General features: G+C 47.0%; 37 protein-coding genes and 2 tRNA genes. 36 read left to right on the top strand and 3 right to left on the bottom strand.

Going from position 1 to position 23,968, the window contains the following annotated elements; all coding sequences use genetic code 11:
- Positions 1-2: 2 nt before the first annotated feature.
- Together EXT46_RS05465 and EXT46_RS05460 are read right to left on the bottom strand one after the other, a co-directional pair.
- Positions 3-76 (bottom strand) — tRNA-Asn (locus tag EXT46_RS05465).
- A gap of 335 nt (positions 77-411) precedes the next feature.
- Entirely contained in the window at positions 412-993 is a 582-nt protein-coding gene (locus tag EXT46_RS05460) for a helix-turn-helix transcriptional regulator (protein WP_130145753.1), read from the bottom strand.
- A 273-nt stretch (positions 994-1,266) separates the two neighbouring features.
- Here EXT46_RS05460 and EXT46_RS05455 point away from each other — a divergent pair, with 273 nt between their 5' ends.
- The 27 genes from EXT46_RS05455 (at position 1,267) to EXT46_RS05335 (ending at position 18,093) form a co-directional block, all read left to right on the top strand.
- Positions 1,267-1,560, top strand: coding sequence for a helix-turn-helix transcriptional regulator (locus EXT46_RS05455; protein ID WP_346428459.1), 294 nt, complete (start codon positions 1,267-1,269; stop codon positions 1,558-1,560).
- Between the two features lie 2 nt (positions 1,561-1,562).
- Positions 1,563-3,776, top strand: a complete 2,214-nt coding sequence (locus EXT46_RS05450) for a Mu transposase C-terminal domain-containing protein (protein WP_130145751.1) — start codon at positions 1,563-1,565, stop codon at positions 3,774-3,776.
- Between the two features lie 19 nt (positions 3,777-3,795).
- Entirely contained in the window at positions 3,796-4,503 is a 708-nt protein-coding gene (locus EXT46_RS05445) for an ATP-binding protein (protein WP_130145749.1), read from the top strand.
- 9 nt (positions 4,504-4,512) lie between these two features.
- Complete coding sequence (locus EXT46_RS05440; protein ID WP_130145747.1) at positions 4,513-5,112, top strand: hypothetical protein; 600 nt, start codon at positions 4,513-4,515, stop codon at positions 5,110-5,112.
- Positions 5,099-5,422 carry a helix-turn-helix transcriptional regulator gene (locus tag EXT46_RS05435; RefSeq protein ID WP_130145745.1) on the top strand — a complete coding sequence of 108 codons (324 nt, stop codon included), beginning with the start codon at positions 5,099-5,101 and terminating at the stop codon, positions 5,420-5,422. Before EXT46_RS05440 ends, EXT46_RS05435 begins: the two co-directional genes overlap by 14 nt.
- Before the next feature lie 4 nt (positions 5,423-5,426).
- Entirely contained in the window at positions 5,427-5,648 is a 222-nt protein-coding gene (locus EXT46_RS05430) for a hypothetical protein (protein ID WP_130145743.1), read from the top strand.
- The gene (locus tag EXT46_RS05425) at positions 5,638-6,240 is read left to right on the top strand and encodes a DUF3164 family protein (RefSeq protein WP_130145741.1); all 603 of its coding nucleotides are present in this window, start codon (positions 5,638-5,640) and stop codon (positions 6,238-6,240) included. The genes EXT46_RS05430 and EXT46_RS05425 overlap by 11 nt, the downstream gene beginning before the upstream one ends.
- Before the next feature lie 9 nt (positions 6,241-6,249).
- Positions 6,250-6,423: a hypothetical protein gene (locus EXT46_RS18825; RefSeq protein WP_165381060.1), complete on the top strand. Its 174-nt coding sequence runs from the start codon at positions 6,250-6,252 to the stop codon at positions 6,421-6,423.
- 102 nt (positions 6,424-6,525) lie between these two features.
- Complete coding sequence (locus tag EXT46_RS05420; RefSeq protein WP_130145739.1) at positions 6,526-7,146, top strand: regulatory protein GemA; 621 nt, start codon at positions 6,526-6,528, stop codon at positions 7,144-7,146.
- 22 nt (positions 7,147-7,168) lie between these two features.
- Positions 7,169-7,627, top strand: a complete 459-nt coding sequence (locus EXT46_RS05415) for a hypothetical protein (RefSeq protein ID WP_240701086.1) — start codon at positions 7,169-7,171, stop codon at positions 7,625-7,627.
- Positions 7,624-8,064, top strand: a complete 441-nt coding sequence (locus EXT46_RS05410; RefSeq protein ID WP_130145735.1) for a Mor transcription activator family protein — start codon at positions 7,624-7,626, stop codon at positions 8,062-8,064. The genes EXT46_RS05415 and EXT46_RS05410 overlap by 4 nt, the downstream gene beginning before the upstream one ends.
- The gene (locus EXT46_RS18820) at positions 8,064-8,222 is read left to right on the top strand and encodes a hypothetical protein (protein ID WP_165381059.1); all 159 of its coding nucleotides are present in this window, start codon (positions 8,064-8,066) and stop codon (positions 8,220-8,222) included. The genes EXT46_RS05410 and EXT46_RS18820 overlap by 1 nt, the downstream gene beginning before the upstream one ends.
- A 76-nt stretch (positions 8,223-8,298) precedes the next feature.
- A complete protein-coding gene (locus EXT46_RS05405; protein ID WP_130145733.1) occupies positions 8,299-8,562 on the top strand; it encodes a hypothetical protein in 264 nt (87 codons plus the stop codon).
- A 270-nt stretch (positions 8,563-8,832) separates the two neighbouring features.
- A complete protein-coding gene (locus EXT46_RS05400) occupies positions 8,833-9,483 on the top strand; it encodes a KilA-N domain-containing protein (RefSeq protein ID WP_130145731.1) in 651 nt (216 codons plus the stop codon).
- A 1-nt stretch (position 9,484) separates the two neighbouring features.
- A complete protein-coding gene (locus EXT46_RS05395; RefSeq protein WP_130145729.1) occupies positions 9,485-9,670 on the top strand; it encodes a hypothetical protein in 186 nt (61 codons plus the stop codon).
- 304 nt (positions 9,671-9,974) lie between these two features.
- Positions 9,975-10,259, top strand: a complete 285-nt coding sequence (locus tag EXT46_RS05390) for a hypothetical protein (protein ID WP_130145727.1) — start codon at positions 9,975-9,977, stop codon at positions 10,257-10,259.
- Positions 10,259-10,783 (top strand): hypothetical protein, encoded by a 525-nt coding sequence (locus EXT46_RS05385; RefSeq protein ID WP_130145725.1) that lies wholly within the window; start codon positions 10,259-10,261, stop codon positions 10,781-10,783. Before EXT46_RS05390 ends, EXT46_RS05385 begins: the two co-directional genes overlap by 1 nt.
- Before the next feature lie 120 nt (positions 10,784-10,903).
- Positions 10,904-11,479, top strand: coding sequence for an N-acetylmuramidase (locus EXT46_RS05380; protein ID WP_130145723.1), 576 nt, complete (start codon positions 10,904-10,906; stop codon positions 11,477-11,479).
- Entirely contained in the window at positions 11,472-11,732 is a 261-nt protein-coding gene (locus tag EXT46_RS05375) for a hypothetical protein (protein WP_130145721.1), read from the top strand. The genes EXT46_RS05380 and EXT46_RS05375 overlap by 8 nt, the downstream gene beginning before the upstream one ends.
- Positions 11,725-12,174, top strand: a complete 450-nt coding sequence (locus tag EXT46_RS05370; RefSeq protein WP_130145719.1) for a 3TM-type holin — start codon at positions 11,725-11,727, stop codon at positions 12,172-12,174. The genes EXT46_RS05375 and EXT46_RS05370 overlap by 8 nt, the downstream gene beginning before the upstream one ends.
- Positions 12,161-12,382 (top strand): TraR/DksA C4-type zinc finger protein, encoded by a 222-nt coding sequence (locus tag EXT46_RS05365; protein WP_130145717.1) that lies wholly within the window; start codon positions 12,161-12,163, stop codon positions 12,380-12,382. Before EXT46_RS05370 ends, EXT46_RS05365 begins: the two co-directional genes overlap by 14 nt.
- A 2-nt stretch (positions 12,383-12,384) precedes the next feature.
- A complete protein-coding gene (locus tag EXT46_RS05360; RefSeq protein ID WP_130145715.1) occupies positions 12,385-12,732 on the top strand; it encodes a DUF2730 family protein in 348 nt (115 codons plus the stop codon).
- Complete coding sequence (locus EXT46_RS05355; protein WP_130145713.1) at positions 12,719-13,018, top strand: hypothetical protein; 300 nt, start codon at positions 12,719-12,721, stop codon at positions 13,016-13,018. Before EXT46_RS05360 ends, EXT46_RS05355 begins: the two co-directional genes overlap by 14 nt.
- 1 nt (position 13,019) lies before the next feature.
- Positions 13,020-13,613, top strand: coding sequence for a DUF3486 family protein (locus EXT46_RS05350; protein ID WP_130145711.1), 594 nt, complete (start codon positions 13,020-13,022; stop codon positions 13,611-13,613).
- Positions 13,606-15,189 (top strand): terminase family protein, encoded by a 1,584-nt coding sequence (locus tag EXT46_RS05345; RefSeq protein WP_130145709.1) that lies wholly within the window; start codon positions 13,606-13,608, stop codon positions 15,187-15,189. The genes EXT46_RS05350 and EXT46_RS05345 overlap by 8 nt, the downstream gene beginning before the upstream one ends.
- A gap of 2 nt (positions 15,190-15,191) precedes the next feature.
- Entirely contained in the window at positions 15,192-16,754 is a 1,563-nt protein-coding gene (locus tag EXT46_RS05340; RefSeq protein WP_130145707.1) for a DUF935 domain-containing protein, read from the top strand.
- The gene (locus EXT46_RS05335) at positions 16,747-18,093 is read left to right on the top strand and encodes a phage minor head protein (protein WP_130145705.1); all 1,347 of its coding nucleotides are present in this window, start codon (positions 16,747-16,749) and stop codon (positions 18,091-18,093) included. Before EXT46_RS05340 ends, EXT46_RS05335 begins: the two co-directional genes overlap by 8 nt.
- Here EXT46_RS05335 and EXT46_RS18815 read toward each other — a convergent pair.
- Positions 18,086-18,164 (bottom strand) — tRNA-OTHER (locus tag EXT46_RS18815). The genes EXT46_RS05335 and EXT46_RS18815 overlap by 8 nt on opposite strands.
- Positions 18,165-18,204: 40 nt before the next feature.
- Between EXT46_RS18815 and EXT46_RS05330 the strand changes: the two genes are divergently transcribed.
- From EXT46_RS05330 to EXT46_RS05295, 9 genes are all read left to right on the top strand, one after another.
- Complete coding sequence (locus tag EXT46_RS05330) at positions 18,205-18,657, top strand: phage virion morphogenesis protein (RefSeq protein ID WP_130145703.1); 453 nt, start codon at positions 18,205-18,207, stop codon at positions 18,655-18,657.
- Between the two features lie 329 nt (positions 18,658-18,986).
- Positions 18,987-20,135, top strand: a complete 1,149-nt coding sequence (locus EXT46_RS05325) for a phage protease (RefSeq protein ID WP_130145701.1) — start codon at positions 18,987-18,989, stop codon at positions 20,133-20,135.
- Positions 20,135-21,049 (top strand): Mu-like prophage major head subunit gpT family protein, encoded by a 915-nt coding sequence (locus EXT46_RS05320; protein ID WP_130145699.1) that lies wholly within the window; start codon positions 20,135-20,137, stop codon positions 21,047-21,049. Before EXT46_RS05325 ends, EXT46_RS05320 begins: the two co-directional genes overlap by 1 nt.
- 74 nt (positions 21,050-21,123) lie before the next feature.
- Complete coding sequence (locus tag EXT46_RS05315) at positions 21,124-21,594, top strand: HI1506-related protein (RefSeq protein ID WP_130145697.1); 471 nt, start codon at positions 21,124-21,126, stop codon at positions 21,592-21,594.
- A gap of 3 nt (positions 21,595-21,597) precedes the next feature.
- Positions 21,598-22,017: a phage protein Gp36 family protein gene (locus EXT46_RS05310; RefSeq protein ID WP_130145695.1), complete on the top strand. Its 420-nt coding sequence runs from the start codon at positions 21,598-21,600 to the stop codon at positions 22,015-22,017.
- A complete protein-coding gene (locus tag EXT46_RS05305; RefSeq protein ID WP_130145693.1) occupies positions 22,017-22,457 on the top strand; it encodes a hypothetical protein in 441 nt (146 codons plus the stop codon). The genes EXT46_RS05310 and EXT46_RS05305 overlap by 1 nt, the downstream gene beginning before the upstream one ends.
- Positions 22,450-22,599: a hypothetical protein gene (locus EXT46_RS18810; RefSeq protein WP_165381058.1), complete on the top strand. Its 150-nt coding sequence runs from the start codon at positions 22,450-22,452 to the stop codon at positions 22,597-22,599. The genes EXT46_RS05305 and EXT46_RS18810 overlap by 8 nt, the downstream gene beginning before the upstream one ends.
- A 6-nt stretch (positions 22,600-22,605) precedes the next feature.
- Positions 22,606-23,544 carry a hypothetical protein gene (locus EXT46_RS05300; protein WP_130145691.1) on the top strand — a complete coding sequence of 313 codons (939 nt, stop codon included), beginning with the start codon at positions 22,606-22,608 and terminating at the stop codon, positions 23,542-23,544.
- A 53-nt stretch (positions 23,545-23,597) separates the two neighbouring features.
- Positions 23,598-23,948 carry a hypothetical protein gene (locus EXT46_RS05295; RefSeq protein WP_130145689.1) on the top strand — a complete coding sequence of 117 codons (351 nt, stop codon included), beginning with the start codon at positions 23,598-23,600 and terminating at the stop codon, positions 23,946-23,948.
- The last annotated feature ends 20 nt before the right edge of the window (positions 23,949-23,968 follow it).

Below are 23,968 nucleotides of genomic sequence, written 5' to 3'. Positions count from 1 at the left end.
GGCTCCCCCTCCCCGACTCGAACGGGGGACCTGCGGATTAACAGTCCGTCGCTCTAACCAACTGAGCTAAGGGGGAAGCGCCTGCCTTTCAACGGGGCGAAATATTAATGACCGCGCCCTAAAGTGTCAACCAATAAAAACTCTAAAAATAAAAAAAGTAGACTGTTCGGCGCTTTTTCACTCAAATTGACTGCTTAGCGCGCAAAACAGCCTCTATTTGGGGCTGCGTTGCGCCTGTTGTAACCAACCAATAAGAATGATAACCCGAGAATATATAAGAGAAAGTGGGAGAAAGTGAGAGAAAACGCGGGGAAGGGGAGAGAGAGTCCAAAATTAAGAGCGAATAACAAAGTGCGCAAAAATGATGTCGATAGTGGTATTCAGAAGTTAGAACACCACTAAAGATGATAATTAATAATTTATAGTGGCCTGAGTGACTCTACCAACTAATCCGAGGGCTTGTAGAAATACATCTCTTTCTGTTTCACCTTCTACATAGAAGGTTAGATCTTCTCTAGCTGGATTGTTGAAAGTTAGATGTAAAGAGTTATCTCCAGATTTTAGCCTGGCTGTAAAAAACTTCTTGTTCATAGGGTTTATAAACCCATAAACCTTATTTTCTACAATCTTGATATTTTTTGTAAGGATACTCTCGCAATAGACTGTGGTTCCTATAGGGATGTCTATATATGATTCTTCTTCAACCATATATGAGTTTCCAGGTAATTCTTTATTTGCACCTAAAAGAGAATCCATCGCTGACTCAATGGCTTCTGGCAAGGCATTCGCGCAAGACACTCGCTCTTTCATCAGATCCAAAAATGGATAGTTCAGCAAGTATGAAAAGTTAATTAGGAAATCAACAGGTTGATCTCTATCGACTTCATAGTTCGAAACAGTGTTTCTATGTAAGTCGGTAGCTGCTGCAAGTTCTTTGACTTGCATACCTTGTTGCTCTCGATGTTCTTTTAGTAACTGATTAAATTTGCCCATCTAAAACATTTATTAGGATGAATCTACTCTTTGTATTTAAGCATGAATCTGCGTGCATACAAAATAAATCCTAACTCACCCATTAGGTAATCTCTTCAAACAGTTATGTAGAAAGCGCGAAAGCACGATCTTAAAAGAGCGAAAGGGCGATCCGAACGTACCTTCTGCAACTGCCAAATTAATACTTTAAAAATCATATAGATAAGTGAAAGTTTATTTTTGTGTGCATAAAACGTGTTGAAAGTCCATTTTTGTGTTGCTATATTTGATTGCATGAACACAAAAATATACACAGGTGAGATTGTTTTTATGTGCATTGGTTGGAGTAAAGCAGATATTAAAGCTGCAATAGAAAAGGAAGGTTGGTCGTTGCGACAACTGTCTTTATCAAGAGGCTATTGCGCAGGAGCGATGCAAAGTGCTTTGCATCGTCCGTACCCAAAAGCGGAGAGGATTATAGCTGAAGTGATTGGTGAGAGCCCCGTAAACATATGGCCTGAGCGTTATGGTGTAGATGGTAAGCCAAATCGAAGACGTGGCAGACCAGTGCGTAAGCCGGAGCTATGAATATGAAGTATTACACAGCACATCAACTCGCAGATTTACTCGGTGTAAGCAAGCGCACAATGCAAATAAAAGCCAAGGAAGAAGAGTGGCCTTATGTTGAAGAACGTGTGCGTGGCGGGGTGGCTAGAAAGTATGCAGGTACAAACTTGCCTGAATATGTTCGTATTCAAGTTCAAGAAAAAGAAATTGAGATGGACACTTCCAGTGAATCAGTGAGCGGTCGTCAGTATCTAGCCGTAACCGAGCTTCAAAACCAGAAAAACGTTCAAGAACAGCGGCAACGTAACGCTGAAAAATTAATAGCTTTAGGCGGCCTTGAGAGTCTACCTAAGAAAGCTGAGGCCAAGTTTCGCTTAACTAAGCTAGCAGCAGCGTTTATTCAAGAACGGAGATTGCCCAAGAAGCGTGGTTATGACCTCTTTTGTGAGGGATATAATAATGGCTGGCTGCCTGTAGAACCAGAGCTAAGAATTTATGTACCAAGCCTGTCGCGTATTACCTTGCTTCGTTGGGAAAAAATTGTCAGAGAGAACGGCCCTATTGGGCTGGTTAGTCGCCAAGGGAAAAAAGTAAAGTCCATCATCAAAAATGATGAATGCCTACAGAAATTCTGCATAGGTATGATCTATGAATATCCCCATGTAAAAGCCTCTCAGTTAAGGGACGGCCTAATTAGTCGTTTTGCTGGGGCAGGAAAGGCTATTCCTTCAGAGTCAGCAACCCGTCGTTGGTTGGATGATTGGAAAGCTGAGAATAAATCTTTGTACACAAAGATTTCGAACCCTGATGCCTGGAAAAATAAGTTCATGTCTGCAATGGGCAAAATGGATGAGAACATTACCAGAATTAACCAACTTTGGGAGTTCGATTCAACACCAGCAGATGTGATGCTGACAGACGGCAGGTTCTCACTAATCGGTATTATTGATGTGTACACACGTCGTCCAGCGGTCGTTGTGCATCCAACTTCAAACTCAGAAGGTATTTGCCTTGTTATTCGTAAGTCAATTTTAGAGTGGGGGATCCCCGAGGTTGCAAGAACGGATAACGGTAAAGATTACACATCAATTCAAATAAAAAGCGTGTTTGATGCTTTAGAAATTGAACACCAAACTACACGCCCGTTTTCTGGTGAAGAAAAGCCTTATATTGAGCGTTTTTTCAAGACATTCAGCCATGATATTGCTGAATTGCTAACTGGATATATCGGACATAACGTGTCCGAGCGCCAGGCTATTGAGGCAAGAAAGACGTTTGCAGAACGTTTGGCTAAGAGACAAAAGTCAGGCAGCGCCCAAGAACCGATTGAAGTGAATTTATCGGCTGAGCAATTGCAAAGCTTTATTGATAGCTGGATTGAAAACCGCTATATGCATCGCCCCCACAGCAATTTAAATGGCAAAACTCCGCATGATGTTTACGCAGCAAGTCGCGACCAGATTCGAGTCATTAATGATGAACGATTACTAGATGTCATGCTCCAACCGGTGCCATCGAATCGCGGGCTACGTTCCGTAGGTAAAGAGGGTATCAAAGTTAGTGGTGGTGTTTATATTGCTCCCGAACTTGGTGCAATTATCGGCGAGGAAGTCTTTTGTAAATGGGACCCTCAGAATGTTGGCCGCATTTATGTCTTTAATCGCATCAACAAAGAGTTTGTCTGTATCGCAGTTGACCCCGAAATTGAATCAGCAGGGCTGACGCGACAGGAAATAGCTGAACTTGCTAAGAAGAACCAAAAGGCAGTCACAGCTAAAAAGCTTAAAGAAGCCAAGAAAACGGCTAAGTCGGTCAATGTTTCAGACATTGCGAATGAAGTACTCGATCATTACCAAAAGCAAAATCAATCTCTGACATCGTTACCAAAACAGCAGGTAGAACACACTAACACGATGATGCAATCAGCGTTAGCTGCACTCGATAGTGAGCGCCCTGTATTGGATAGTGAGCGACTGAGCGAAATAGAAAAACGCCGCCAACAAATGCAGCAAGAAGCAGAAGTTGCGGCTGTCAACCCAACCCCAATCTTCAGAAACACAAATGATAAAGCCATGTATTTAAAGCAACAACGTTTGGAGCGTGAGCTGACAGAGAAAGAGGCGACTTGGCTGAATACGTGGGAACAACAAAACCGTGCGATGTCATCGCGTTTCGATTCATTGATAGAAGACAGGGATATGGCGAGCCAATCACAACACCGCCAAATCCCCCAATAAACCTAGGAGACTATAAGTCATGAAAACACAAATCGCAATTGTTAACAACGTAGTAGAAACTCAAATGATGGTTGAAAGCCTGTCTGGCCGCGCATATGGCGTACCAGGAATTGGCCTAATCTATGGCGATCCAGGCTTGGGGAAAACTACCGCTACAGCCTTCGTGGTCAACCGTTGTAACGGTATCTATATCCGCGCCACATCAGGTATGAGCTTAGCGCAATTGCTGCGCCAAATCGTGAAAGAATTGAGTGGCCCTGAATACCACAGCAAAGAACTCATGCTTGGGTACATCGTTGAACGTATGGCGCTTGAAAGCCGCCCATTGTTTATCGATGAAGCCGATTATCTCTTAAATGACAAAAGCACACTTGAGAGTGTTCGCGATATTCACGACTTAACAGCCAGCCCTGTGATCCTTATTGGTATGGAGTCAGTGCGTCGCAAGCTGCAGCGCCACAAACAGTTCTATAACCGCATTTCTGAGTGGTTAGAGTTCAAACCCGCGACATTTGACGATCTACAAACCTTGGTAGCAGCCGTTGTTGAGCCCGAAATTAAAATCCAAGACGACTTGCTGCAGTTTTTGTTAGCAGAAACAGATGGGGAAGTTCGTCGCATCATCACGGGCCTATCAAAGATTGAGGCCATGGCTAAGGCCAATGATTTAGACAGTATCGACCTCATGCAATGGGGCAACAAAGACTTGTTCTTAAAGAAAGCGTAAGAGGTTGCTGTGAGCCGTAAACATTTACAAGAAGCTTGGGAGGCCATGACGGTTCTTAAAACGTTTCGCTTAAGCCAGGTCAACGCGGCGCTACAGCATACGAACATGGAAAGTTTAAAGGCGTTCGCTAAGCGTCTAGAAGGGAAAGGCATTATCAATCGAACAAAGGACTATGACGAAGATTTTTTCACTGTCCTGAAACCTAAAGCAAGGCCGTTTGATAAAGCAAAATCTAAAGCTGTAACACCAATTTCGGGAAGGCAAAAAATGTGGCAGTCGATGCGAATTTTAAGAGATTTTGATGCTGCACAAGTGGCAACGACAGCGGAGGTGTCAGCTAAGTCAGCGCAGTCCTATATCTCACAATTAAAAAAAGCAGGGTACTTGTTTGTTGTTAAACAAGCTCCGCGTACTGGCAATGTTATTGAGCGTGCGGGTGAAACAACGGTTTATCGCTTGCTAAAAGATACGGGGCCAACGCGTCCCATACCTAAAGCAGATGGCGTATTTGATGTGAATAAAAAGGAATTGCAGCCATTTAAGCAGGTAGAGCAGAAGGCATCGGTAATGCAGCGAGTCAATGTAGGAGAAGTTCATGAGCAGCTCTAATTGGTTGGAGGTACTCCAACAGGAAGTGGACACACATGGCTTAAGCAGAGTGGCTCAGAAATTAAATATGTCTAAGGCTACTGTTAGCCAGGTACTGAAGGGGAAATACAACGCCAGTACCCAGACCATTGAGCAAAAAGTTAATGGTGCCTTTATGGCCAAAGAAGTGTGTTGCCCGATTATTGGCGACATTCCTATCAACGTGTGCCTTGACCACCAAAGTCGCAAGTTCGCGGCAACCAACCACATTCGAGTGCAGCTGTACAAGGCGTGTCGTGGTGATTGCCCACATTCAAGAATTGGGAAATAAAACGATGAAGATACAACCCATTATTTCAGAGCTAGAGCGTCGAGGATTGCAGGTTCTATCGATGCGCAAAGGCAACAAACGTCACGTTTTTGAAGTCTGTGGCAAAGCGCCAAATAACCTGCCTGTTATCACAGAAAAGCGGGGTGGCCAAACGCGCAGTGTACGCAGCGCGACGCTGTTCGGGCAACTGATTTTATTTATTGAAGGAGAAGCAAATGCAAGCTGAATTTTTAACTGATCATCGCGGTGCTCAAGTGCCTGTGAAAAACATTCGCCCTGCAGATGTGGTGCGTCATGAGTTTGCATGTAAGGCAATTGAACTGGCGTTGCAGCAAAAAGAAGCACTGGCACAATTTAAGCGCCAGCAAATGGCTGAGTTTGACGCCTTCGTGTCGTTATTAAGTGACGAATATGGCGTAGAACTCGGTGGTAAAAAAGGCAATGTGACGCTACGCAGCTTTGACCACAAGCATAAGGTTGTGATGCAGGTTCAAGAATCCATTGAGCTGGGCCCTGAATTGGTTGCCGCAAAAGCGCTAATTGACCAGTGCCTTAATGAGTGGAGTGCCGGGGCCAATGAAAACCTCAAGGCTGTTATTGAGCAAACATTTGCAACAGATAAGAAAGGCAAAATTAGCGTACAGCGTGTTCTGGGCTTGCGTCGTCTCACCATCAATGATGAAAGCGGCAAGTGGCAACAGGCAATGGACATTATCGCGGATGCCATAGAGGTGATTGACTCTCGCCGCTTCATTCGCTTTTACACCAAAGATGGCGAGCAAGAGAAAGCCATCTCCCTCGATATCGCCAAGCTCTAGGAGTTCACCATGGAAAAGCAAATTCGCGTAACACCAAGAACATCTGCCGTTGAGTTATTAAACGAGATAGTAAAAGCCAAAGAGCCTGTACTCCTTCAGTACGAGTTTCAGGGGTTAACGATGAGTGTTCAAAGCCAATTGATGAAAATCAACGGCGTCGAAATGTCTTCAAGTAAACGTTAGAACTAGCGCTAACGTTTGACCTTGCAAGCTGCATGGATGCGGCTTTTTTCCAAAGCCTGGCGAGAACGGGTTTTGCAAAAAAGAAACAAATAAGGATGAGAAATGAACAAAGCAAAGCTAATTCAGCTTATCCATATCGCTAAGTCTCAACTTGCTTTGGATGATGACACCTATCGCTCAGCACTGCGCGGCGTCACAGGCAAAACGTCATGCAAGGAGTTAGGGGTAAAAGAGCTCACGGCGGTGTTGGAACACTTTAAAAAAAGCGGGTTTAAATGCCGTTCAAACGGGTCTAAAAAGCGTATGAGTCCTAAGTCCAGCGCAAGACAATTGGGCGAAATTAATAAGATTCGCGCCATTTGGATCACCATGCACAAGCAAGGGTTTGTGCGTGATGGCTCTGAGACTGCACTGGATGCATTCGTTAATCGCATGCTTAACCGCCGCAAAGTGGGTGAAAACGTGAGTTTTCATACTCAGTTTTTGACTTACAAACAAGCGGTCCCAGTGCTTGAAGCACTTAAGAAGTGGCACACGCGTGAAATGATTGAGCATCTCATGCTTAATGAGCTCGATGTGTATGTGCAAACCTTTGACGACGCGACGCAACGGATAGTCGCCACCAGAATTTCAATGAGCCTGCTGCCTGAATACGGATATGAGCAGCTTCGCGAAATCTATGAGTACAGCATTAATGAAGCTAAGTCGTTGCCCCATATGTAAGAGCCACATCACATTGGATCAAATGGTCCAGGATGATGCAGGTAAAGAGCTGCTGGCTATCGTTGCAGGAATGGGCAAACACACCGGGCGAGCTATGGTGAGCTACTTGGGGTTGTTCCGTCCAGCGAAGCAAGACCTAAGTAACAGCCGCGCCGTCAAGTTAGCCCAAGAGGTGCTAGCGCTTACACAAAATCACCAAGCGCTCGCAATGGCAATGGACCAAACAGTGCAATCCATTATGAATAAGCGGTTAAACAATCAAGATGTTAAACCGCTCGCAAATCATAACTATTTGAAGCAAGTGCTCAGTAGTGCACTTGAGCAATGCACAGCCCCGACTCAAGAGCAGCGAAGCAATAGCATTGAAGTAAAGACTCAGGGTGTCGAGCTAACTAACGAGCAGAACAAGAAAGCGTTTGAAGAACAGATGAAACGCTACAGCAATAACTTTAAACCACATTTTAAAGGTGAAGAGTCATGAGCCAGCCAAAGACGAACCATCCAGAGGAAAGCCAAAGTGACTTGTTTGGTAGTGAAGTTGAACAACTGCAAGCATGCTTGGCCAACCTCGAAGGCCAAGAACTAGACGATGTACGCAAGCGTTGGCCCAGCACCTTACAAAGTTTAGTGATGCTGCTTCAGCGCGAGCTTGAAAAGAAAAACATTGCTGACGCAGACAAAGTAGCCGAGGGCTTAACGTTTGCGCTTAGTCACTATTTCGGCGGGCGTGATATTTACCTGCCTACCGACCAGCGCTTAAAAGCAGCGCTGCGTGACATACAGATTTGGTCTGAGTTCAAAGGCAACAACATCGAGTCGTTGGCAGTGAAATTTGCATTAACTGAGCGCCGCGTGCTGGAGATTATCCAACAGCAACGCAGTGCGGAAAAAGCACGTAGACAAAGGAGTTTGTTCTAATGAGTGAACAAGAAGCTGTTTTGCAGTTGGCATTGATGCTGGCCATCTTGCTGGTGTTGCCTTATTTGCGCCGTATCGCGCGTCAGTTAGGTCGGTTTTTGGTTGTTAAGTATTTCGCATTAGTGAGCGGGGGTGAAGACAATGAAAAGAACCGTTAAGCGCCGTGCGCACAATTGGTTTGCGCTTACGAAGCCTAAGCCCGAGCCTAAACCCAAATCAGATAAGTGATGTTTTATGTACGCATTAATTCAAGGTGGTGAAAGCCAAGAAAGGGTAGCGCTATTGTTTGCGCTTACCCGCCTAGACAGCGCTGCAATCAGGCAAGCGCTAATTGACCACCTTTGCAAAGGCATGAGTCAGGAAGCGGCGTCCGCCTTAAACCAAGTACCGCAGCAAAACCTGAACCGAGCGCTCAAGCGCCTGAACCAAGTGGCGGCCACGGTTGAGCAAATTAAAGAACTGGATTGGGCGCAGTTTTCATCAGTGCATACAAAATAAAATTGACATAAACCCCAAGCAGGCATAGAGTTATCGCTGTCAGAGGCGTCAGAACCTCACATATAGCGGATATTACCAACCCCGACAGTGTTGGCTTTTTTATGCCTGTTGCGCCAGCAGTAATGCGCATTAACCCCAGCATAGATCTCACGTCTATGTCGGGAGGGCGACGAATACAACACCCTTCGGGGAAATAAGTCCGCGGCTCTATATGGCCGTTCTGAACCTCCTGACACCCATTATTTTCAGAAAAACATATAGGAGGCATTTATGCCTAATGCACACCCTTTAGCGACCATTACCATCGCCAACACCCCCATACCGTTTGATGAACAGCAGCGTATTAACCTTAATGCTTTGCATAAAGCCAGTGGTGTCGGTGCCCAAAAGCGACCAGGCAATTGGCTTAGACTGGATAGCACCTCTGAGCTTATAAAAGAGCTTGGGGAGCGTTGCTCAGATCTGAGCAACGGTGAACTTTTACACAAAGTTCGCGGTGGTTCAGTACAAGGCACATTTGCGCACCAGCTGCTGGCCATTAGTTACGCGGGCTGGATCAGCCCCGCATTTCAATTGCAGGTTAACCAAGTGTTTCTCGACACCAAACGCTTAAAGCAACCTGAGCAAGAGAGCATCAGGGTTGATAAACAGGTCTATCATGCGTTGTTGCAGGAGAGCTTGGCCCATGAGCAGGGCTATAATGAGCTGCAACAAAAGTACATTGAATTGCTAGAACAAACCGTGGCGCTGCACACGCGCAAGCTAACGACGCGCGCCCCGAATATTCCGCTCAATCAGGTTGAGCACAGTAAAATTCTAAATCTGGCCGCAAAGGGGTTGGGTTACACCGCTATTGCTAAAGAAGTGGGACGCTCACGTAGTGCGGTGCGCAATGTGATTATAGCCAATGGAGGGCGTTAATATGTGCAACTCCACACGCGCTTTAGATGAGCTGCAAGAAATTCACGCGACCTTGTCGTTGCTCGCTGATTTGTCCAGCGTGCCCAGTGGCACAGAGCTGTACTTCGACCCTGCCGATTTAGCAACGGTGCTAAAGAACGTAGCCAACCGATTGCAGCACTCTATTCAAACACAACAACACAATTAAGTTTTAGGCCGCAATGCGGCCTTTATTAATTTTAGTTAAGCAAAAATAGCGTTTAAACAGCTGGTAAATGCGGTTTTAATCGTGTTTCGGTTACACTTCGCTTAACTAAAAACGTTGTATTCATTCCTAACACCAATTAAGATTACCGTTATTAAGTAACACAAAACGTGTTAATTTGCGTACTTGATAAAGCTATTCAACGCACTTATATACGTGTTACAGCGCACTTTAAAGCAAAGAAGAAGTATGCTTACTACAAGAGGTGGTGGGCTTTTTTTGTGTCTAATTTTGATGGAGTTCCATAATGGCTGTGTTTTCTGTAATTGGAAGAAACGAAAGAGATAGTTCTGGTCTAAAAATAATTATCGAAAGACTTTATGCTCCTGATAATTATATCGAAATTGGCGAATTAGCGTGGTTGGTGTACGAGGAAGAGAAAATTACCCCTCAGGGAGTGTATAAAAAGTTTTTTGGTGACCCTAAAGGTGAGAAGCATGAGCCATCGGCCTCAATGTTTATGCCTGTAGATGCTTATTTTGGATTTCAAACGAGTGACGTATGGGAATGGCTGAATAAGAGGGTAGATTGATGGATCAACAACCATATTCAACTCCCACAGCGGAGCAGAGCAAGGCGAGTGGTGGTGCTTCTGAACACACACACCTTCAATGGGTTCTAAAAAGCCAAAAAGAACTAGGTGAAAAACTGGCCCGTGCTGAGGCTCATTTGGAGCACCAAAGCCAATCATTTAGTAAGTTAGAACAGCTTGTTGAAAAAATTGATTCAGCATTAGAAACCAAAATGGAGAAAATTGCTGACCGTTTAGATAGTGGTGTGGATAAAGTAACTACCTCTGTTAGTAACGAGGTATCAACCCTGTCTCAAAAACTAGACGACAAGAATGACTCCATAACATCCAAAGTAGACGCACACAAAACTGAGTTTGATAAGTTTAAACTCAAAGCATACGTCATAGGCGGAGTGATCGCAGGTGGGTTGGCTGTCGGTGGCTGGTTCTTAAATGGCACTGCTAGTAAGCTGTTTACAGAAATGAAAAAAATATCTGAAACTCAACAAACGACCAAAAATGAAAAAGGAAAAGGTGGTAAATAGCGGTGCTTACTTTAAGCAGCTTAACGTAAACATCGCACCCACTGACATTCCCGAAACCCCGCACCACCAATAGTCAACCGCACCTAGCCAAAATATCGAAAAACATCATGGTTTTTCGATATGCAATCAGTTTTTAAAACATCCCCAGACGTACAGGCCGCACTCGCGCCTTACTCATTGGCATTCTCACAATGCATGCTGCAAATTTTGCACCTTGAAGGTGGCTTGCGTGATGATGGCGGCATCAATGACAAAGCCAGTGACCGTGGCGGACTTACTAAGTTCGGTATCAGTCAACGGGCATTCCCAAGCGTAGATATTGCGAGTCTCACGCTTGAACAGGCGGTACGCCTTTATCATCGCCACTACTGGCGACCCATTCACGGTGAAGAGCTACCAGATGGGGTTAACCTCATGCTGTTTGATGCGGCAGTTCAGCACGGTGTTGGCTCCAGCGCTAAGTTGTTGCAGCGCAAAATAGGCGTCAGTGCTGATGGCATCATCGGCCCAAACACGCTGAAAGAGCTGTACCACTTCGAAGTTGCCACCATCCTTGCGCGTCTTAGCATTGGCCGAGCCAGAAAATATGCCCGTATTTGCGTCAATGATCCAAGCCAAAACCCCAATCTTGAAGGGTGGTACAACCGCCTTGAACACATTACCGAGCTGGCCTTTGCGGAGGTGCATCATGGCTGATAATTGGCAATGGTCGTATGACAAGGGCCGCACCACGCGCATTGAGAATGAGTTAGCTGCGCGCATGAACCAGCATCCGTTCAACCCTGATGATATCCCCCTGCACAGCCACGATGGCACGATGCAAAGTCAGTTCTCTAAAGGTTGGCAGTCGGTTTCAGAGGTAGACATTCGTGTGCGCTTAGACAGATTGAATCACGGCAGAAGAGCACCTCTAAGAGCTTTGAACATCAAGGAGCATCGCAATGGCTAGCCCTTGGATAAACGTAGTTGAGCCTGTCGCCAATCTAATTGATGACCTCTTTACCTCTGATGAAGAAAAGCTGCTTGCAACCAACGAACTCGCAAAAATTGAGAGTGTAATAAACACCGAAGTAATTGGCCTGCAGCGCCAAGTGCTGGAGCTCAAAAGCGTGGTTGTAAAACAGCAAGCCAGTATTATTACCGCTGAGTCGCAAGGGCACAGCTGGCTCCAGCGTAGCTGGCGTCCTCTCACCATGCTGACATTTCTATTTCTCATCATCTGCGACTCGTTTGGGTTGTTGGAGTTTCGCTTGTCTGAGCAAGCGTGGGAGCTGCTCAAACTTGGCCTTGGTGGTTATGTGGTCGGCCGCTCGGTTGAAAAGGCTATACCAGGCGTGGGCCAAGTGCTCGATAAACTTAAAACCAAAGGAGCTGGCGATGGACAAGTTTGACCGTGCCCAATGCACCGATGAACTCTTACGTGAGGCGGCCCTCGCGCAGCAAAGTGCGAGATACAACGCACCAGGTGCTGAGTTTGAACATTGCCAAGAGTGTGGTGAGTCAATCCCACGACGAAGACGCGAGGCAATACGCAATTGCAGTACTTGTGCAGATTGCCAACTGCTAATAGAAGAAAAACAAAAACACTATAGGCGCTAAACATGGATTTTATTTTGGAGTGGTGGAAGCAGTTACTTGCTGCAGGATTTTTAATCGTAGGCTGTGGTGCTATTGCGTGGCTGCGCTCAACGTTTGTCAGCAAAAAAGAGCACGAGCTTTACAGACAAGAGCAACGAGAGCATTACGACGGCCTTACACAGCGGTTAAACACCGTTGAAACGACGGTTGCAGATTTGCCAAGTGCAGATGACATTCATGAGTTAGACAAGCGTTTAATCGAAGTGGGTGGCAAAATTGATGCACTGTCACCGCAACTAGGTAACTTGCAACGTGTAACCGATTTACTGATGGAAAATGAGCTAAGGGGAACTCGCAGTGGCACTGAATAAAGTAATGGCTGAACACCAACGTATCAGCATCTTAATATCGCTTAAAGAATCACCTGATTACGGTGCCAACACCAGTATGCTGGCAGACGTTCTGCAAAGCTATGGACTTGGTTGCAGTCGTGATCAACTTAAAACTCAACTCAATTGGTTGGAGCAAAACGGTTACGTAATCATTGAACGTTTGTCTGAAAATACATGGGTGGTAAAAGTGACGCACGCAGGTATTGATGTGGCAGAGGGGCGAAGTATTGTGCCAGGCATAAAACGCCCAGCACCTCGGGGGTAACATGGACAAAGTGAACCGAGGCAAGTCCAGTAAGATTGACCAGTTGCCGGAGTGTATCAAGCAAAAGTTACACGCGATGCTGCGTGATAAGCGGCATTCTCAAGCGGATATCTTAGATGAAATAAACCGTTTGATACTCGATGCCGGGCTCGACGAAGAGGCGACGATTAGTCGCAGCGGCTTGTCTCGTCATGCACAAAAAACAGAAGCCATCGGCCAGAAGCTGCGTGAGTTACGCGAATCAACAAAGGCACTGACCGCTGAGTTAGGAGACAAGCCAACAGGCGACACCACCAAGCTCATTCTAGAGATGGGCCGCTCGCAACTATTCAAGGCCATGCAGCACCAGTTGCTAAATCCTGATGATGAAAACGATGTTGATATTGGCATGATAAAGGACGCCATGCTGGCCGCACAGCGCCTAGAGTCTACGGCCATGGCTGCGCACAAGCGCCAGCAGGAAATTGAAAAAGCTTACGCAGAAAAACTAGCAGCCGACTTGGACGAGCAGGTGAAAAACGAGAACCTGCCACAGTCCCAAGAAGAAATGTTGGCTTTCTTTAAGCGCGATATTCTGGGGCTGCAGCATGGGTGATCATGTTTTGCAAACAGGTGAGCAACCGCTTAATAAAATCACGGGGAGTTTAGCTGTCGCCCTTGGTACTGAAATCCTGTTTAAGTATCAGCGCGACTGGATAGAAGATAAGTCGGTGGTAAAAATCGCCGAAAAGTCACGCCGTACAGGTTTAACCTTCGCTGAAGCGCTTGATGATGTCATGAGCGCGGTGGCAACCACCAATGCCCAAAATACTTACTACCTCGGCTCTGATAAAGAAATGGCCAAGGAGTTTATTGATGCCTGCGCGTTCTGGGCACAAAAGCTCAATATGGTCATGAGCGAGATAGAAGAAGGTGTATTCGAGGATGAAGACGAAGACGGCACCAAAAAGAGCATCAACACCTTTGAGATAAAGTTTCCAAAGTCCGGTAAGAAGATAGTCGCACTGAGCTCTAACCCGCGTAATTTACGTGGTCGTCAGGGCAACGTTGTGATTGATGAAGCCGCATTCCATGACCGTTTAGACGAAGTGCTTAAAGCCGCCATGGCACTGACGATGTGGGGCGGAAAAGTACGTATTATCTCGACTCATAATGGTGTAGATAACCTGTTTAACACCCTAATAACCGCTGCAAGAAGGGGGGATAAAAACTATTCCGTTCATCATATCCCCATAGATAAAGCACTCGAACATGGCTTGTATAAGCGCATTTGTTTGGTCAGTGGCCAGCAATGGAGCCAGGACAAAGAAGACGAATGGCTCGCTGCGCAAGTGGCGTTTTACCCAACTAAAGACGCGGCAAATGAAGAACTCTACTGCGTACCAAGCCAAGGTGCGGGCCAATACTTAAGTCGTCGGCTACGCGAACGTGCGCAAAGTGATGACTGTGTTGTGGTGCGCTACAAAGCACCTGATGACTTTGAAAGCTGGACAGAAGAGCAGCGAGTCAGTGAAGTTAACACCTGGTGCGAACAGAATTTAGACCCGTTACTGAGTAAGTTAAATCCTGATCTAAGCCATGCCTTTGGTGAGGACTTCGCGCGAAGCGGTGACTTAACCGTGTTCACCATTGGTGAGGTGAATCAGGACACATCGCTCACCGCGCCATTTATGGTCGAACTGCGCAATGTGACCTACGAGCAGCAAAAGCAAATCATGCTGTATATCGCCACGCGATTGCCAAGGCTCAGAGGCATGGCCTTTGATGCAACGGGTAACGGCGGATATTTGGCTGAAGCCGCATCACTAAAGTTTGGCACAGAGCTTGTTGATTGTATCCATTTATCACAAGCGTGGTATCGGGAATGGATGCCGAAACTTAAGGATTACTTTGAGACAAACAACATCAAATTGCCAAAAGATCAGGATGTACTTGATGACCTTGGCCACATCAAAATTGAAAACGGTATTCCTCAAGTAGACAAAGGTAAAAACAAGGGCAGTGATGGTGAGAAGCGCCATGGTGACAGTGCGGTCTCAATCGCCATGTTGGTGCGAGCAGTAGAGATGGACGGCAGTGCTATCGAGTACACAGCGCTTCCAGGCAAGAACACTGCAAACAAAGACAATGATTACAGAGGCGGCATGTTTGAAAATGCCGGTGGGTGGTAACGATGAGCCAGTTAGTAGATATTTATGGGCAACCGATTTCGAGCAAAGTGCTTGCTCAAAGCCAAGTCGTAGACAATAGCCAAGTTGGTTCGCTATTAAAGCAGTTTGAGCACCCCAGTGAAGGCTTAACGCCAGCCAAACTAACACAGGTGCTCAAAGCAGCTGAAGGGGGAGATTTGTCCGCCCAAGCTGATTTAGCCAAGGATATGGAAGATAAAGACGGCCATTTATTTAGTGAGCTATCAAAGCGTCGACGTGCCTGGTTAAAGTTCGATTGGACCATAGAGCCACCGCGTAACGCGAGCAAGCAAGAAGAAAAAGACGCAGAGCAGCTCAAAGAGCAGTTGCAAGACGCCACTTGGTTAACGGATCTCATCTTTGATTTGAGCGACGGTATTCTAAAAGGCTTCAGTGCCTGTGAGCTGAATTGGGACTACTTCGAAAATCGTCATGACATTGTTGGCTACCAGTATCGTGATCAGAAACTATTTACCACCCATCCAGAAGACTACAACGAGCTGCGTCTAGTCAATGGAACGGTAGAAGGTGAGGCGCTAAACCCATTTGGCTGGGTGAAGCATGTACACAAATCAAAATCTGGGTATATCCATCGCGCTGGGCTCACTTCTGTGTTGGCATGGCCGTATTTGTTCAAGAATTACAGCATTCGTGATCTGGCAGAGTTTTTAGAAATATATGGCTTGCCGCTGCGTTTAGGTAAGTACCCAAGTGGCGCTAGTGAAGAAGAAAAGACGACGTTGCTTCGCGCCGTTCTTTCAATTGGCCACAACGCAGGCGGTGTTATTCCAAAAGGTATGGACATTGACTTCCACAATGCTGCAGACGGTCAAAGCTCGCCATTTGAAGCGATGATCCGTTGGTGCGAATTAACACAGTCTAAAGCGGTGCTTGGTGCCACCTTAACAAGCCAGGCAGATGGCAAAACCAGCACCAATGCGCTGGGTAATGTGCACCTTGATGTTATGGACGACCTTGTTGAGTCCGACTTACACCAAGTTGCTAACACTATTACACGCGATGTCATTTATCCGTTGCATGCACTAAATAGTCGCAGTTACAGCGGACCGCGTCGTATACCGCGCTTTAGTTTTGATTTAAGTCAGGCGGAAGACATCAGTCAGTTAGCACCAGGACTGCGCACCTTAGTTGAACTGGGCACCAAAATCCCGATGTCATGGCTGCACGATAAAACACAAATACCCGAAGCCAAAGACGGTGAAGCGGTGCTATCCCTCTCAACACCTGAAGTGCAGCCACAACAAGACGCACCTACAGCATTGAAAGCGTTGGCAGCTTTGAAGAGTAATCCCTCTGTCGATACCCAAGATGAGTTAGACAAAGCACTAGATGCGATTGCTACGGGTGAGCAATCACCTGAGTATGAAGCGATGCTTGCCCCGTTATTTGAAGACTTAGCACAGGGGCCAGAGTTGGCGCAGGTGACGCTAGAAGCGTTATACCCAACACTGTCACATGAGCAGCTGACCGAGTATCTATCACGGTTAATGTTTGCGGCTGAGTTACTTGGTGAAGCTGATGCCTAAAGCGGTTGATTTAAGTGTAGTGTTTGGGTTGCCGCCAGCGGATGCGGTGGCTTACTTTCGTGCCAAGGGGTATCGCATCTCAGATGATTGGCAAGAGGTGTGGCAGAGCGTTCACGCAAAGGCATTCACAGTAGCGCGTGCAGCAAGCCTTGATATCCTCAAGGCAATAAGAGCCGAACTGGATGCCGCGCTCACAGAAGGGCTCAGCGCTAAACAGTTTCGAGAGCGTTTAACCCCGAAACTAAAAGCATTGGGTTGGTGGGGAAAAGAAGAGCGTGATGGCGTCGAGGTCCAGCTCGGTAGTCCACATCGGCTAAACAATATTTATCGCGTGAACCTGCAAACAGCGTACATGTCAGGTCGCTACAGAGGGATGCTTGCCAGCGCCAACACGCACCCCTATTGGCAATACATCGCCATACGAGACACGCAAACGCGCCCTGAGCATCGCGCCTTACATGGCAAGGTGTTTCGTTATGACGACCCAATTTGGCAAGTGATATTTCCGCCAAATGGCTGGGGGTGCCGTTGTCGTGTTCGAACGCTGACAGCAAGACAGGTGAAAGCCCGTGGACTGAAAGTCGAAAGCGGCGACGGTATGATTGAGCGCTTTACTGCAGAGACTGTTCGAAAGTCCACAGGTGAAGTGATGGCCGTTGATCATGCGCGTATCAGGGTCGATAAAGATACAGTAATGACCCCCGACATTGGCTGGGCGTATTCACCAGGAGCAAGTACCTTTGGCACGGATATCTCCGTTGCTCAAAAGTTAGGGCGGGTGCCTGCGTCTATCCGCTATCAAGCAATACAAGCTTTAAACCAATCGGGACTGCGTGAGCTAGCTGCAAGCAATTGGTTGGTGAGTTCCATAGAAAGAGTGGAGCGTTATCAAGCAGCAAAGCGTGTGGGTGATAACGTTGCACTCAGAGCTAATGGTCCACGGCCTATGCATAAAACAGTATTAAGCTTTTTAGATGACGCAATTCATTTGGCATTACTCGATAAAGGTATTGATGCGGCTCGGGTATTGGTTATCTCAGAGCGTGCGTTGGCGCATGCACACAGCCAAAAGCATAAGGCGAAAGGGCAAGCCCTGACGCTTAGCGAATACCGCCAGCTTTATACCTGGATAAATGACCCTGGCACAAAAGTGTATTGGGATACCAAGCACAACAACCTGATGCTGGTGCATGAAGAGGGTAAACAGGTCACTAAGGTGGTTGTGGCGTTTAACGACAATAAGGCCGACGGATTAGATACGGTGATCAACGTTTTCAGGGTTCAGTTGGCCGACATCCAGGGAGCCGTTGGGGACGGGAAGTTAGAAAGGCTGCGGTAGGGCAGGAGTCGAACCTGCATAATAACGCACGTAAACGTGCCTTAACCGTTACCGATTGGAAACACTACCGCATAAAATTTCTACAACCGATTATTGAAAAGGGTGAAGCTATTGTCAACGTTTAGTATCAGTTTAAAAGGCAACGCGTTTGCGCGTCTGCAGCAGCTGGCAAGAGCAGGAGTCGACTTGTCGACACCAATGGCCGCCGTTGCCCAAGTGCTTTCAGGTGAGTCAGAAGATGCCTTCGCCAATGAACAAGACCCAGAAACAGGGCAAGCATGGCAAGCACTCTCAGATAACTATGTGAAGCAAAACCCTGCTCGCGCACTTGGGCAGATACTGCAAATGAGCCAAGGTGGGTTGGCATCGAGCATTACCACAGACAGCGGTTCTACCTGGGCACAAATAGGAAGTAATAAAGAGTATGCGGCAATACACCAACTCGGAGGGACCAGCGATATGGCACCAGGGCCTGCAGCAATCCCCGCACGCCCATATTTGGGTTTAGGCGAGCAAGGGGAAGATGAAATATTAGATCTACTGGCAAATCATTTGCTTGGCTAACGCACTGTAAGCCATTTTAAGGCGTTATTTATTAAAACTTGCATGATGGTGAGTAAATTTAAAAATAACGCAATACAGAGAAATTTAAACAGTGTTTAAACAGGGTTGTGCTCATCATTTCAATGGCGATTCTCATCTGTTGCCATGTTGACTAGCAAATTGACAGCAAATTGCTGGTAGTTGCTTGGGCGATCATTTATATTTTGACCAGCCGAGATACCCAAATCTGAGTAAGTGAACCAAGCTCAATTTCTCGGGAAATACCTCATACCCAACTCCCTTAACTCCTTTTCAATAATGAACGCACGTTTTCTTGATTTGCGTTCACTATGCACAACAGCACTCTCACATTATCCCTTGGCCTAGCCGCACTGTGTGCGTCGTCAGCTGTCGACTTGGGTTTAGCAGCCTGTCGATTTGATGCAGAAATCGACGAGCAAGGTGTCAGCCCTCGCGTGATGCTAATGCCAGACGGTGCATTTAAATCAGGCGATGGCCGCCCAGATGATGTTGAAGTTGGCCACTGGTTGCTGGATGCGCAAGCTGCCAGCATGTTAAAGGCCAATGCTCAGCTGCGCAGCAATGACTTTCATTTTGATTATGAACACCAAACGCTACTTGCCGAAGAAAATGGCAAAGAAGCGCCAGCCAGTGGCTGGTTCTCTCCTGAGGATTTGGAATATGTACCAGGTGAAGGGTTATTTGCTCTCAACGTTCGTTGGACTCCCAAGGCGCGTGAATACCTGAAAAACGAAGAATACCGATACGTCAGCCCTGTTTTTCACTATGACAAACAGACAGGGCGTCCAGTCAAATTACGCCACTTTGCGCTAACCAACGACCCTGCGTTGGACGGCATGGACAAAGTGGCAGTTCTTAAAAGTTCAACAAACCCACAACGTGGAGAATCTCCCATGAATGAAGCAATTAAATTGCTGCAGCTATTGGGTGTGCAAGTTGATGGCGACTCTGTCACCGACGAACACTACCAAAGCGCGCACACAGCGCTGACAGCATTGAAGGCAAAAGCTGACAAAGTTGACAGCCTTGGTACGCAACTCAGTGACGCCAATCAGCAAGTAGCAGCGCTTAAAGCGCAGAAGCCAAGTGATGGTGGTGTCGATTTATCAAAATTTGTGCCTGTTGCCACCTATAACGGTGCACTTGAACAAATTGCTGTACTGAAAAGCGAAGGCGACTCTTTATCGGTTGAGCAAGAAATTGCCAAGGCTAAACAAGATGGTCGCGTCATCGCCAGCGAAGAAGAGTACCTCACGGATTTAGGCAAACAGCAAGGTGTTGCTGCACTTCGTTCAGTACTGGCTGCGCGCTCACCCCTTGCTGCGTTAACTACTCAGCAAACTAAACCACAAGATCCAAACCAGGGCACAGCCGCATTGTCGGTTGAAGATGCGTACGCTGCAGACCAATTAGGTATCAGTCATGCAGAATTTGCCAAAGCTAAGGAGCAAAACTAATGGCGTTAGTTACCCCAGCACTTTTAACCTCGCTGATGACGGGCTTTAAACAAAACTTTGAAGCAGGTAAGTCAGAAGCAAAACCACAGTTCAGCAAAATTGCTACGGTGATTAAATCGACGACTAAGTCGAACACCTACGGCTGGCTTGGCAAGTTCCCTTCACTAAAACAGTGGGTAGGGGATAGAACAATCCAAAGCATGCAAGCGCATGCGTACACCATCACCAATGAAGATTACGAGTCAACGGTCGGCGTTGATAAGAACGACATTGAAGATGATAACTTAGGGATCTACTCACCTGTTTTCACTGAAATGGGGCGTGCTGCGGAAATACACCCGGACGAAATGTGCTTCCCTCTGCTATCGGCAGGTTTTACGACCTTGTGTTATGACGGTCAAAACTTTTTCGATACGGACCACCCAGTAGCGGCTAATGCAGATGGATCAGGTGCAACAGAGTCTGTGGCTAACATGGTGGACGAAACGGGTAGCGGTTACACAGGTGCGCCGTGGTTCTTACTCGACACATCAAAAGCACTGAAGCCCATCATTTTCCAAGAGCGCAAAAAGCCGCAGCTTGTTGCGATGACGAAAAATGATGATGAAGCGGTGTTTATGAGTAAGCAATTCCGCTATGGCGTGGATTGCCGAGACGCAGCTGGCTTTGGCTTCTGGCAACTCGCTTTTGGTAACAAGCGTGAGCTAACAGCAGACAACCTCTGGGATGCAATCGAAAAAATGCGTGCTTTCAAAGCAGATGGTGGTCGCAAGTTGGGTGTTCGTCCAACCTTGCTGGTGGTGCCTGCATCACTGGAGAAAACAGCGACGCGCTTATTGGAGCGTGAACTTGATGCAAATAGCTCGAATGAACTGAAAGGTCGCGTTGAGTTATTGGTTGCAGATTACCTGTAATGCATTTTAACGCAGTGATAGTGAGGGTGCTGAGGCACGCTCACTAACTCCCAACTTATTGGAGAACCTATGTTATGGCCAAAAAATTCGTTCTTAGCGCAATTGCGTCAGTCATGGTTACGAGCACGCAACCTGATGGCTACCGTCGTGCAGGTTTCGCTCTTAAGCAAGGTCAGAATGATCTGCCAGTGGACCAGCTTACAGAAAAAAGCCTACTTCAACTTGATGAAGATCCACGCCTTGCGGTGGAAGTGGTATCGAACGGTGAAAATCCCGACGGGGAATCAAACGTGGACACTGGAAGTTTGGGTCCGGCTCTGACCGATATCAAGGCGGTTGATATAGAGCCAGCGCCTGAAGAACTCGCTCCTTTAGTGGCGCTGTTGATTGATGGCAATTTCACTGACAAGCCAACGTGCAAAGACTTGACCTATGAAACACAAGGTAAAGAGGAAGGCAGTACGGTGAAAATAACGCCGAGTGCAGCAGAGCGTGACGCAGCATGGGATTGGCTGCAAACCCAGCTACGCACTGAGTCGGAGTAAGTTATGTATTGCACCAAGCAAGCGTTAATTGACCGTTTCGGTGAAAGTGAGCTGACTGACTTAACAGACCGCCAGCTCCAGGGCGCTATTGATGATGCGGTGCTTGATCAGGCTATTGCTGATGCTCAAGCAACGATTGATGGCTACCTTGGTGGTCGTTACCAACTGCCACTGACAACCGTGCCACCGATTATCACTTCGCTTGCGTGCAATATCGCACGATTCAATCTCTACGACGAGCAGGCTCCCGACCAAGTTAATAAGCGTTATGACGATGCGATTGGCTATTTAAAAAGCGTTCGGGATGGCAAAACTAGCCTGGGCATATCAGATACCGGCGATAAAGCACAAAGTGCAGATTTGGCCGTGATTGAAAGTGCGGGCAGTGTTTTCGCAAGAGATACAAGCAAAGGGTTCATCTGATGGAAACACTGATTGAAGACCGTTTAAATGCCCTTCAAACAGACGGTAAACGTGTTTTTCATCAGGTGAAAGGAGCGTTGGCGTTTGCGGCAATAAAGAACCAATCGGTGCCTGCTTCAACCTGTGCTTATGTGTTGCCGTTGGGGAGTGAGCCGATGAAGAGCATGTCATCAAGTAACGGCCAGTTCGGAATGCGCAAAGAGTCTTTTGCTGTGGTTCTCGGGGTGCAAAGTCGAAATGACCCAACAGGTGAAAAGGGCAATCAACTCATTAAGCAGCTGCGTGAAATTACCCACTCCTCACTGCAAGGCTGGTTGCCTCCAGGGCAATCAACTGCTTTTAGAAGAGGGCAAGACAAGCTGTTAGCGCTGGCAGACAACGGTCTGTGGTGGATAAATTTTTACTCAATCGAAACCTTTGAAGAGGTGACATATGGCTAAACCCAAATTACAACACAACCCACACCATGGTGGTGTTACTTATCGTCTGCCAGATGGTAAGCGAGTAAACAAAGCCGAATTTGACGCTTTTAAAGCATCGCAAAACAAACAGGCCAACACGGCCAAAACTGAGAAGGAGTAACGCATTATGATGCGCGACTTAAACGAATTTGTGCTGGCAGGTATCAATGCGGGAGCTTATGGCAGTGGTCAGGCGTTGGATGCAGCCGCTGCTGTGCCAGTGTATGACATCGACTACAACCCAGAAATTAAGACCGAGGCAATCCAAGAAGCACTCGGTTATGCGGGTGGCAACTTAGAGCAGTCAATTGAAGTGTACCAGGCCATCAAGTTTAAAACCCTTGTTCGCCCTGCAGGCGATGGCAATGTTGATGTGCCAACGATTAACGATGTGCTTTGGCGCTTGTGTGGCTCGGCGGTCACAGTGACAGCAGCGCAAGATGTGGTGTACAGCCTGGTCGATGAAAATTTCGAGCACGGTGATATTTACTACTACGTGGGTGAGGTGCTGCACAAGCTCAGTGGTGTACGTGGTGAGTTCACGTTCGTGCACAACATCGGTGCCCTACCTTACTGTGAATTCACGTTTTATGGCTTGGATGAAGCCGTATCTGAAGCCAGCGCTCCAGCGGTGGATTGGTCGGCACTTACAACGCCAGTACCCACAACAGCGGCTACCGTCAGCGCTTGTACGCTATTGGGTCAAGCGGTGGATTACACCACCCTCACGATTACGCCAGGGAACAAGTTTAGTTACTTGCATGTGTCGGGCAACGAATCAATCGAGTTTGAGACCCGAGAAGGCATGATTGATATCAAAGTCGCTGAGCCCAAACCCAGTGTGTACAACTTTTGGGAAGCGGTTAAGAAAGGCACTGAAGGCCCGTTTGCGTTTCAGCGCGGTACGGATGTGGATGATGCAGGCAAAATCTTTGCCACTGACATTCCGAACGTGCAGCTCAACGGTGTGAGCCGCTCCAAAGATGCAGGTCGCTTGTTCTTGAGCCTCAAAGCCAAAATCAGGCCAACGGCACGCAACAACGACTTAACCTGGACGACGCGCTAAACGTCGTTCTCACCCTCAATTTAATACAAACAAACGTTTAAAAGGAAAATAGCATGGCCCTTTATTTAAGCACGAATATCGCGTCTGATGAGCGCCGCTCTTGGCAAACCATCAAGTTCTCATACCCTGCTGAAACAGGCTTCAAAAAAGGCGAGTTTAAAGCGCAGTTTATCGTGCCTGACTCGGACGCGCTCAAAGATGAGATGGAAGAAAAGACCATTCGTGAAGTGCTCGATACCTACTTTGTTGACGCCAAGGACATTCGGGCTACACCAGGTGATCAAGACGACATTGATTTTTCCGATGAGGTTAAAGAACAAATTTTAAAAACAACGTACCTACAAACAGCATTGTGGGAGCAGTTTATGCGCACTGTGCAAGGGGGCGCTAAAGCAAAAAACTAGAAGACGCCACCCGCCACTGG

Source organism: Pseudoalteromonas sp. CO325X, assembly GCF_004208955.1.
Taxonomy (GTDB): Bacteria; Pseudomonadota; Gammaproteobacteria; order Enterobacterales; family Alteromonadaceae; genus Pseudoalteromonas; species Pseudoalteromonas ruthenica.
This window is presented reverse-complemented; position numbering and strand designations above follow the sequence as displayed.

Coding starts and splice junctions, on each gene's coding strand:
- EXT46_RS05460 (WP_130145753.1), bottom strand. CDS start 993: ATGGGCAAATTTAATCAGTTACTAAAAGAACATCGAGAGCAACAAGGT.
- EXT46_RS05455 (WP_346428459.1), top strand. CDS start 1,267: ATGAACACAAAAATATACACAGGTGAGATTGTTTTTATGTGCATTGGT.
- EXT46_RS05450 (WP_130145751.1), top strand. CDS start 1,563: ATGAAGTATTACACAGCACATCAACTCGCAGATTTACTCGGTGTAAGC.
- EXT46_RS05445 (WP_130145749.1), top strand. CDS start 3,796: ATGAAAACACAAATCGCAATTGTTAACAACGTAGTAGAAACTCAAATG.
- EXT46_RS05435 (WP_130145745.1), top strand. CDS start 5,099: ATGAGCAGCTCTAATTGGTTGGAGGTACTCCAACAGGAAGTGGACACA.
- EXT46_RS05430 (WP_130145743.1), top strand. CDS start 5,427: ATGAAGATACAACCCATTATTTCAGAGCTAGAGCGTCGAGGATTGCAG.
- EXT46_RS05425 (WP_130145741.1), top strand. CDS start 5,638: ATGCAAGCTGAATTTTTAACTGATCATCGCGGTGCTCAAGTGCCTGTG.
- EXT46_RS18825 (WP_165381060.1), top strand. CDS start 6,250: ATGGAAAAGCAAATTCGCGTAACACCAAGAACATCTGCCGTTGAGTTA.
- EXT46_RS05420 (WP_130145739.1), top strand. CDS start 6,526: ATGAACAAAGCAAAGCTAATTCAGCTTATCCATATCGCTAAGTCTCAA.
- EXT46_RS05415 (WP_240701086.1), top strand. CDS start 7,169: ATGGTCCAGGATGATGCAGGTAAAGAGCTGCTGGCTATCGTTGCAGGA.
- EXT46_RS05410 (WP_130145735.1), top strand. CDS start 7,624: ATGAGCCAGCCAAAGACGAACCATCCAGAGGAAAGCCAAAGTGACTTG.
- EXT46_RS18820 (WP_165381059.1), top strand. CDS start 8,064: ATGAGTGAACAAGAAGCTGTTTTGCAGTTGGCATTGATGCTGGCCATC.
- EXT46_RS05405 (WP_130145733.1), top strand. CDS start 8,299: ATGTACGCATTAATTCAAGGTGGTGAAAGCCAAGAAAGGGTAGCGCTA.
- EXT46_RS05400 (WP_130145731.1), top strand. CDS start 8,833: ATGCCTAATGCACACCCTTTAGCGACCATTACCATCGCCAACACCCCC.
- EXT46_RS05395 (WP_130145729.1), top strand. CDS start 9,485: ATGTGCAACTCCACACGCGCTTTAGATGAGCTGCAAGAAATTCACGCG.
- EXT46_RS05390 (WP_130145727.1), top strand. CDS start 9,975: ATGGCTGTGTTTTCTGTAATTGGAAGAAACGAAAGAGATAGTTCTGGT.
- EXT46_RS05385 (WP_130145725.1), top strand. CDS start 10,259: ATGGATCAACAACCATATTCAACTCCCACAGCGGAGCAGAGCAAGGCG.
- EXT46_RS05380 (WP_130145723.1), top strand. CDS start 10,904: ATGCAATCAGTTTTTAAAACATCCCCAGACGTACAGGCCGCACTCGCG.
- EXT46_RS05375 (WP_130145721.1), top strand. CDS start 11,472: ATGGCTGATAATTGGCAATGGTCGTATGACAAGGGCCGCACCACGCGC.
- EXT46_RS05370 (WP_130145719.1), top strand. CDS start 11,725: ATGGCTAGCCCTTGGATAAACGTAGTTGAGCCTGTCGCCAATCTAATT.
- EXT46_RS05365 (WP_130145717.1), top strand. CDS start 12,161: ATGGACAAGTTTGACCGTGCCCAATGCACCGATGAACTCTTACGTGAG.
- EXT46_RS05360 (WP_130145715.1), top strand. CDS start 12,385: ATGGATTTTATTTTGGAGTGGTGGAAGCAGTTACTTGCTGCAGGATTT.
- EXT46_RS05350 (WP_130145711.1), top strand. CDS start 13,020: ATGGACAAAGTGAACCGAGGCAAGTCCAGTAAGATTGACCAGTTGCCG.
- EXT46_RS05345 (WP_130145709.1), top strand. CDS start 13,606: ATGGGTGATCATGTTTTGCAAACAGGTGAGCAACCGCTTAATAAAATC.
- EXT46_RS05340 (WP_130145707.1), top strand. CDS start 15,192: ATGAGCCAGTTAGTAGATATTTATGGGCAACCGATTTCGAGCAAAGTG.
- EXT46_RS05335 (WP_130145705.1), top strand. CDS start 16,747: ATGCCTAAAGCGGTTGATTTAAGTGTAGTGTTTGGGTTGCCGCCAGCG.
- EXT46_RS05325 (WP_130145701.1), top strand. CDS start 18,987: ATGCACAACAGCACTCTCACATTATCCCTTGGCCTAGCCGCACTGTGT.
- EXT46_RS05320 (WP_130145699.1), top strand. CDS start 20,135: ATGGCGTTAGTTACCCCAGCACTTTTAACCTCGCTGATGACGGGCTTT.
- EXT46_RS05315 (WP_130145697.1), top strand. CDS start 21,124: ATGGCCAAAAAATTCGTTCTTAGCGCAATTGCGTCAGTCATGGTTACG.
- EXT46_RS05310 (WP_130145695.1), top strand. CDS start 21,598: ATGTATTGCACCAAGCAAGCGTTAATTGACCGTTTCGGTGAAAGTGAG.
- EXT46_RS05305 (WP_130145693.1), top strand. CDS start 22,017: ATGGAAACACTGATTGAAGACCGTTTAAATGCCCTTCAAACAGACGGT.
- EXT46_RS18810 (WP_165381058.1), top strand. CDS start 22,450: ATGGCTAAACCCAAATTACAACACAACCCACACCATGGTGGTGTTACT.
- EXT46_RS05300 (WP_130145691.1), top strand. CDS start 22,606: ATGATGCGCGACTTAAACGAATTTGTGCTGGCAGGTATCAATGCGGGA.
- EXT46_RS05295 (WP_130145689.1), top strand. CDS start 23,598: ATGGCCCTTTATTTAAGCACGAATATCGCGTCTGATGAGCGCCGCTCT.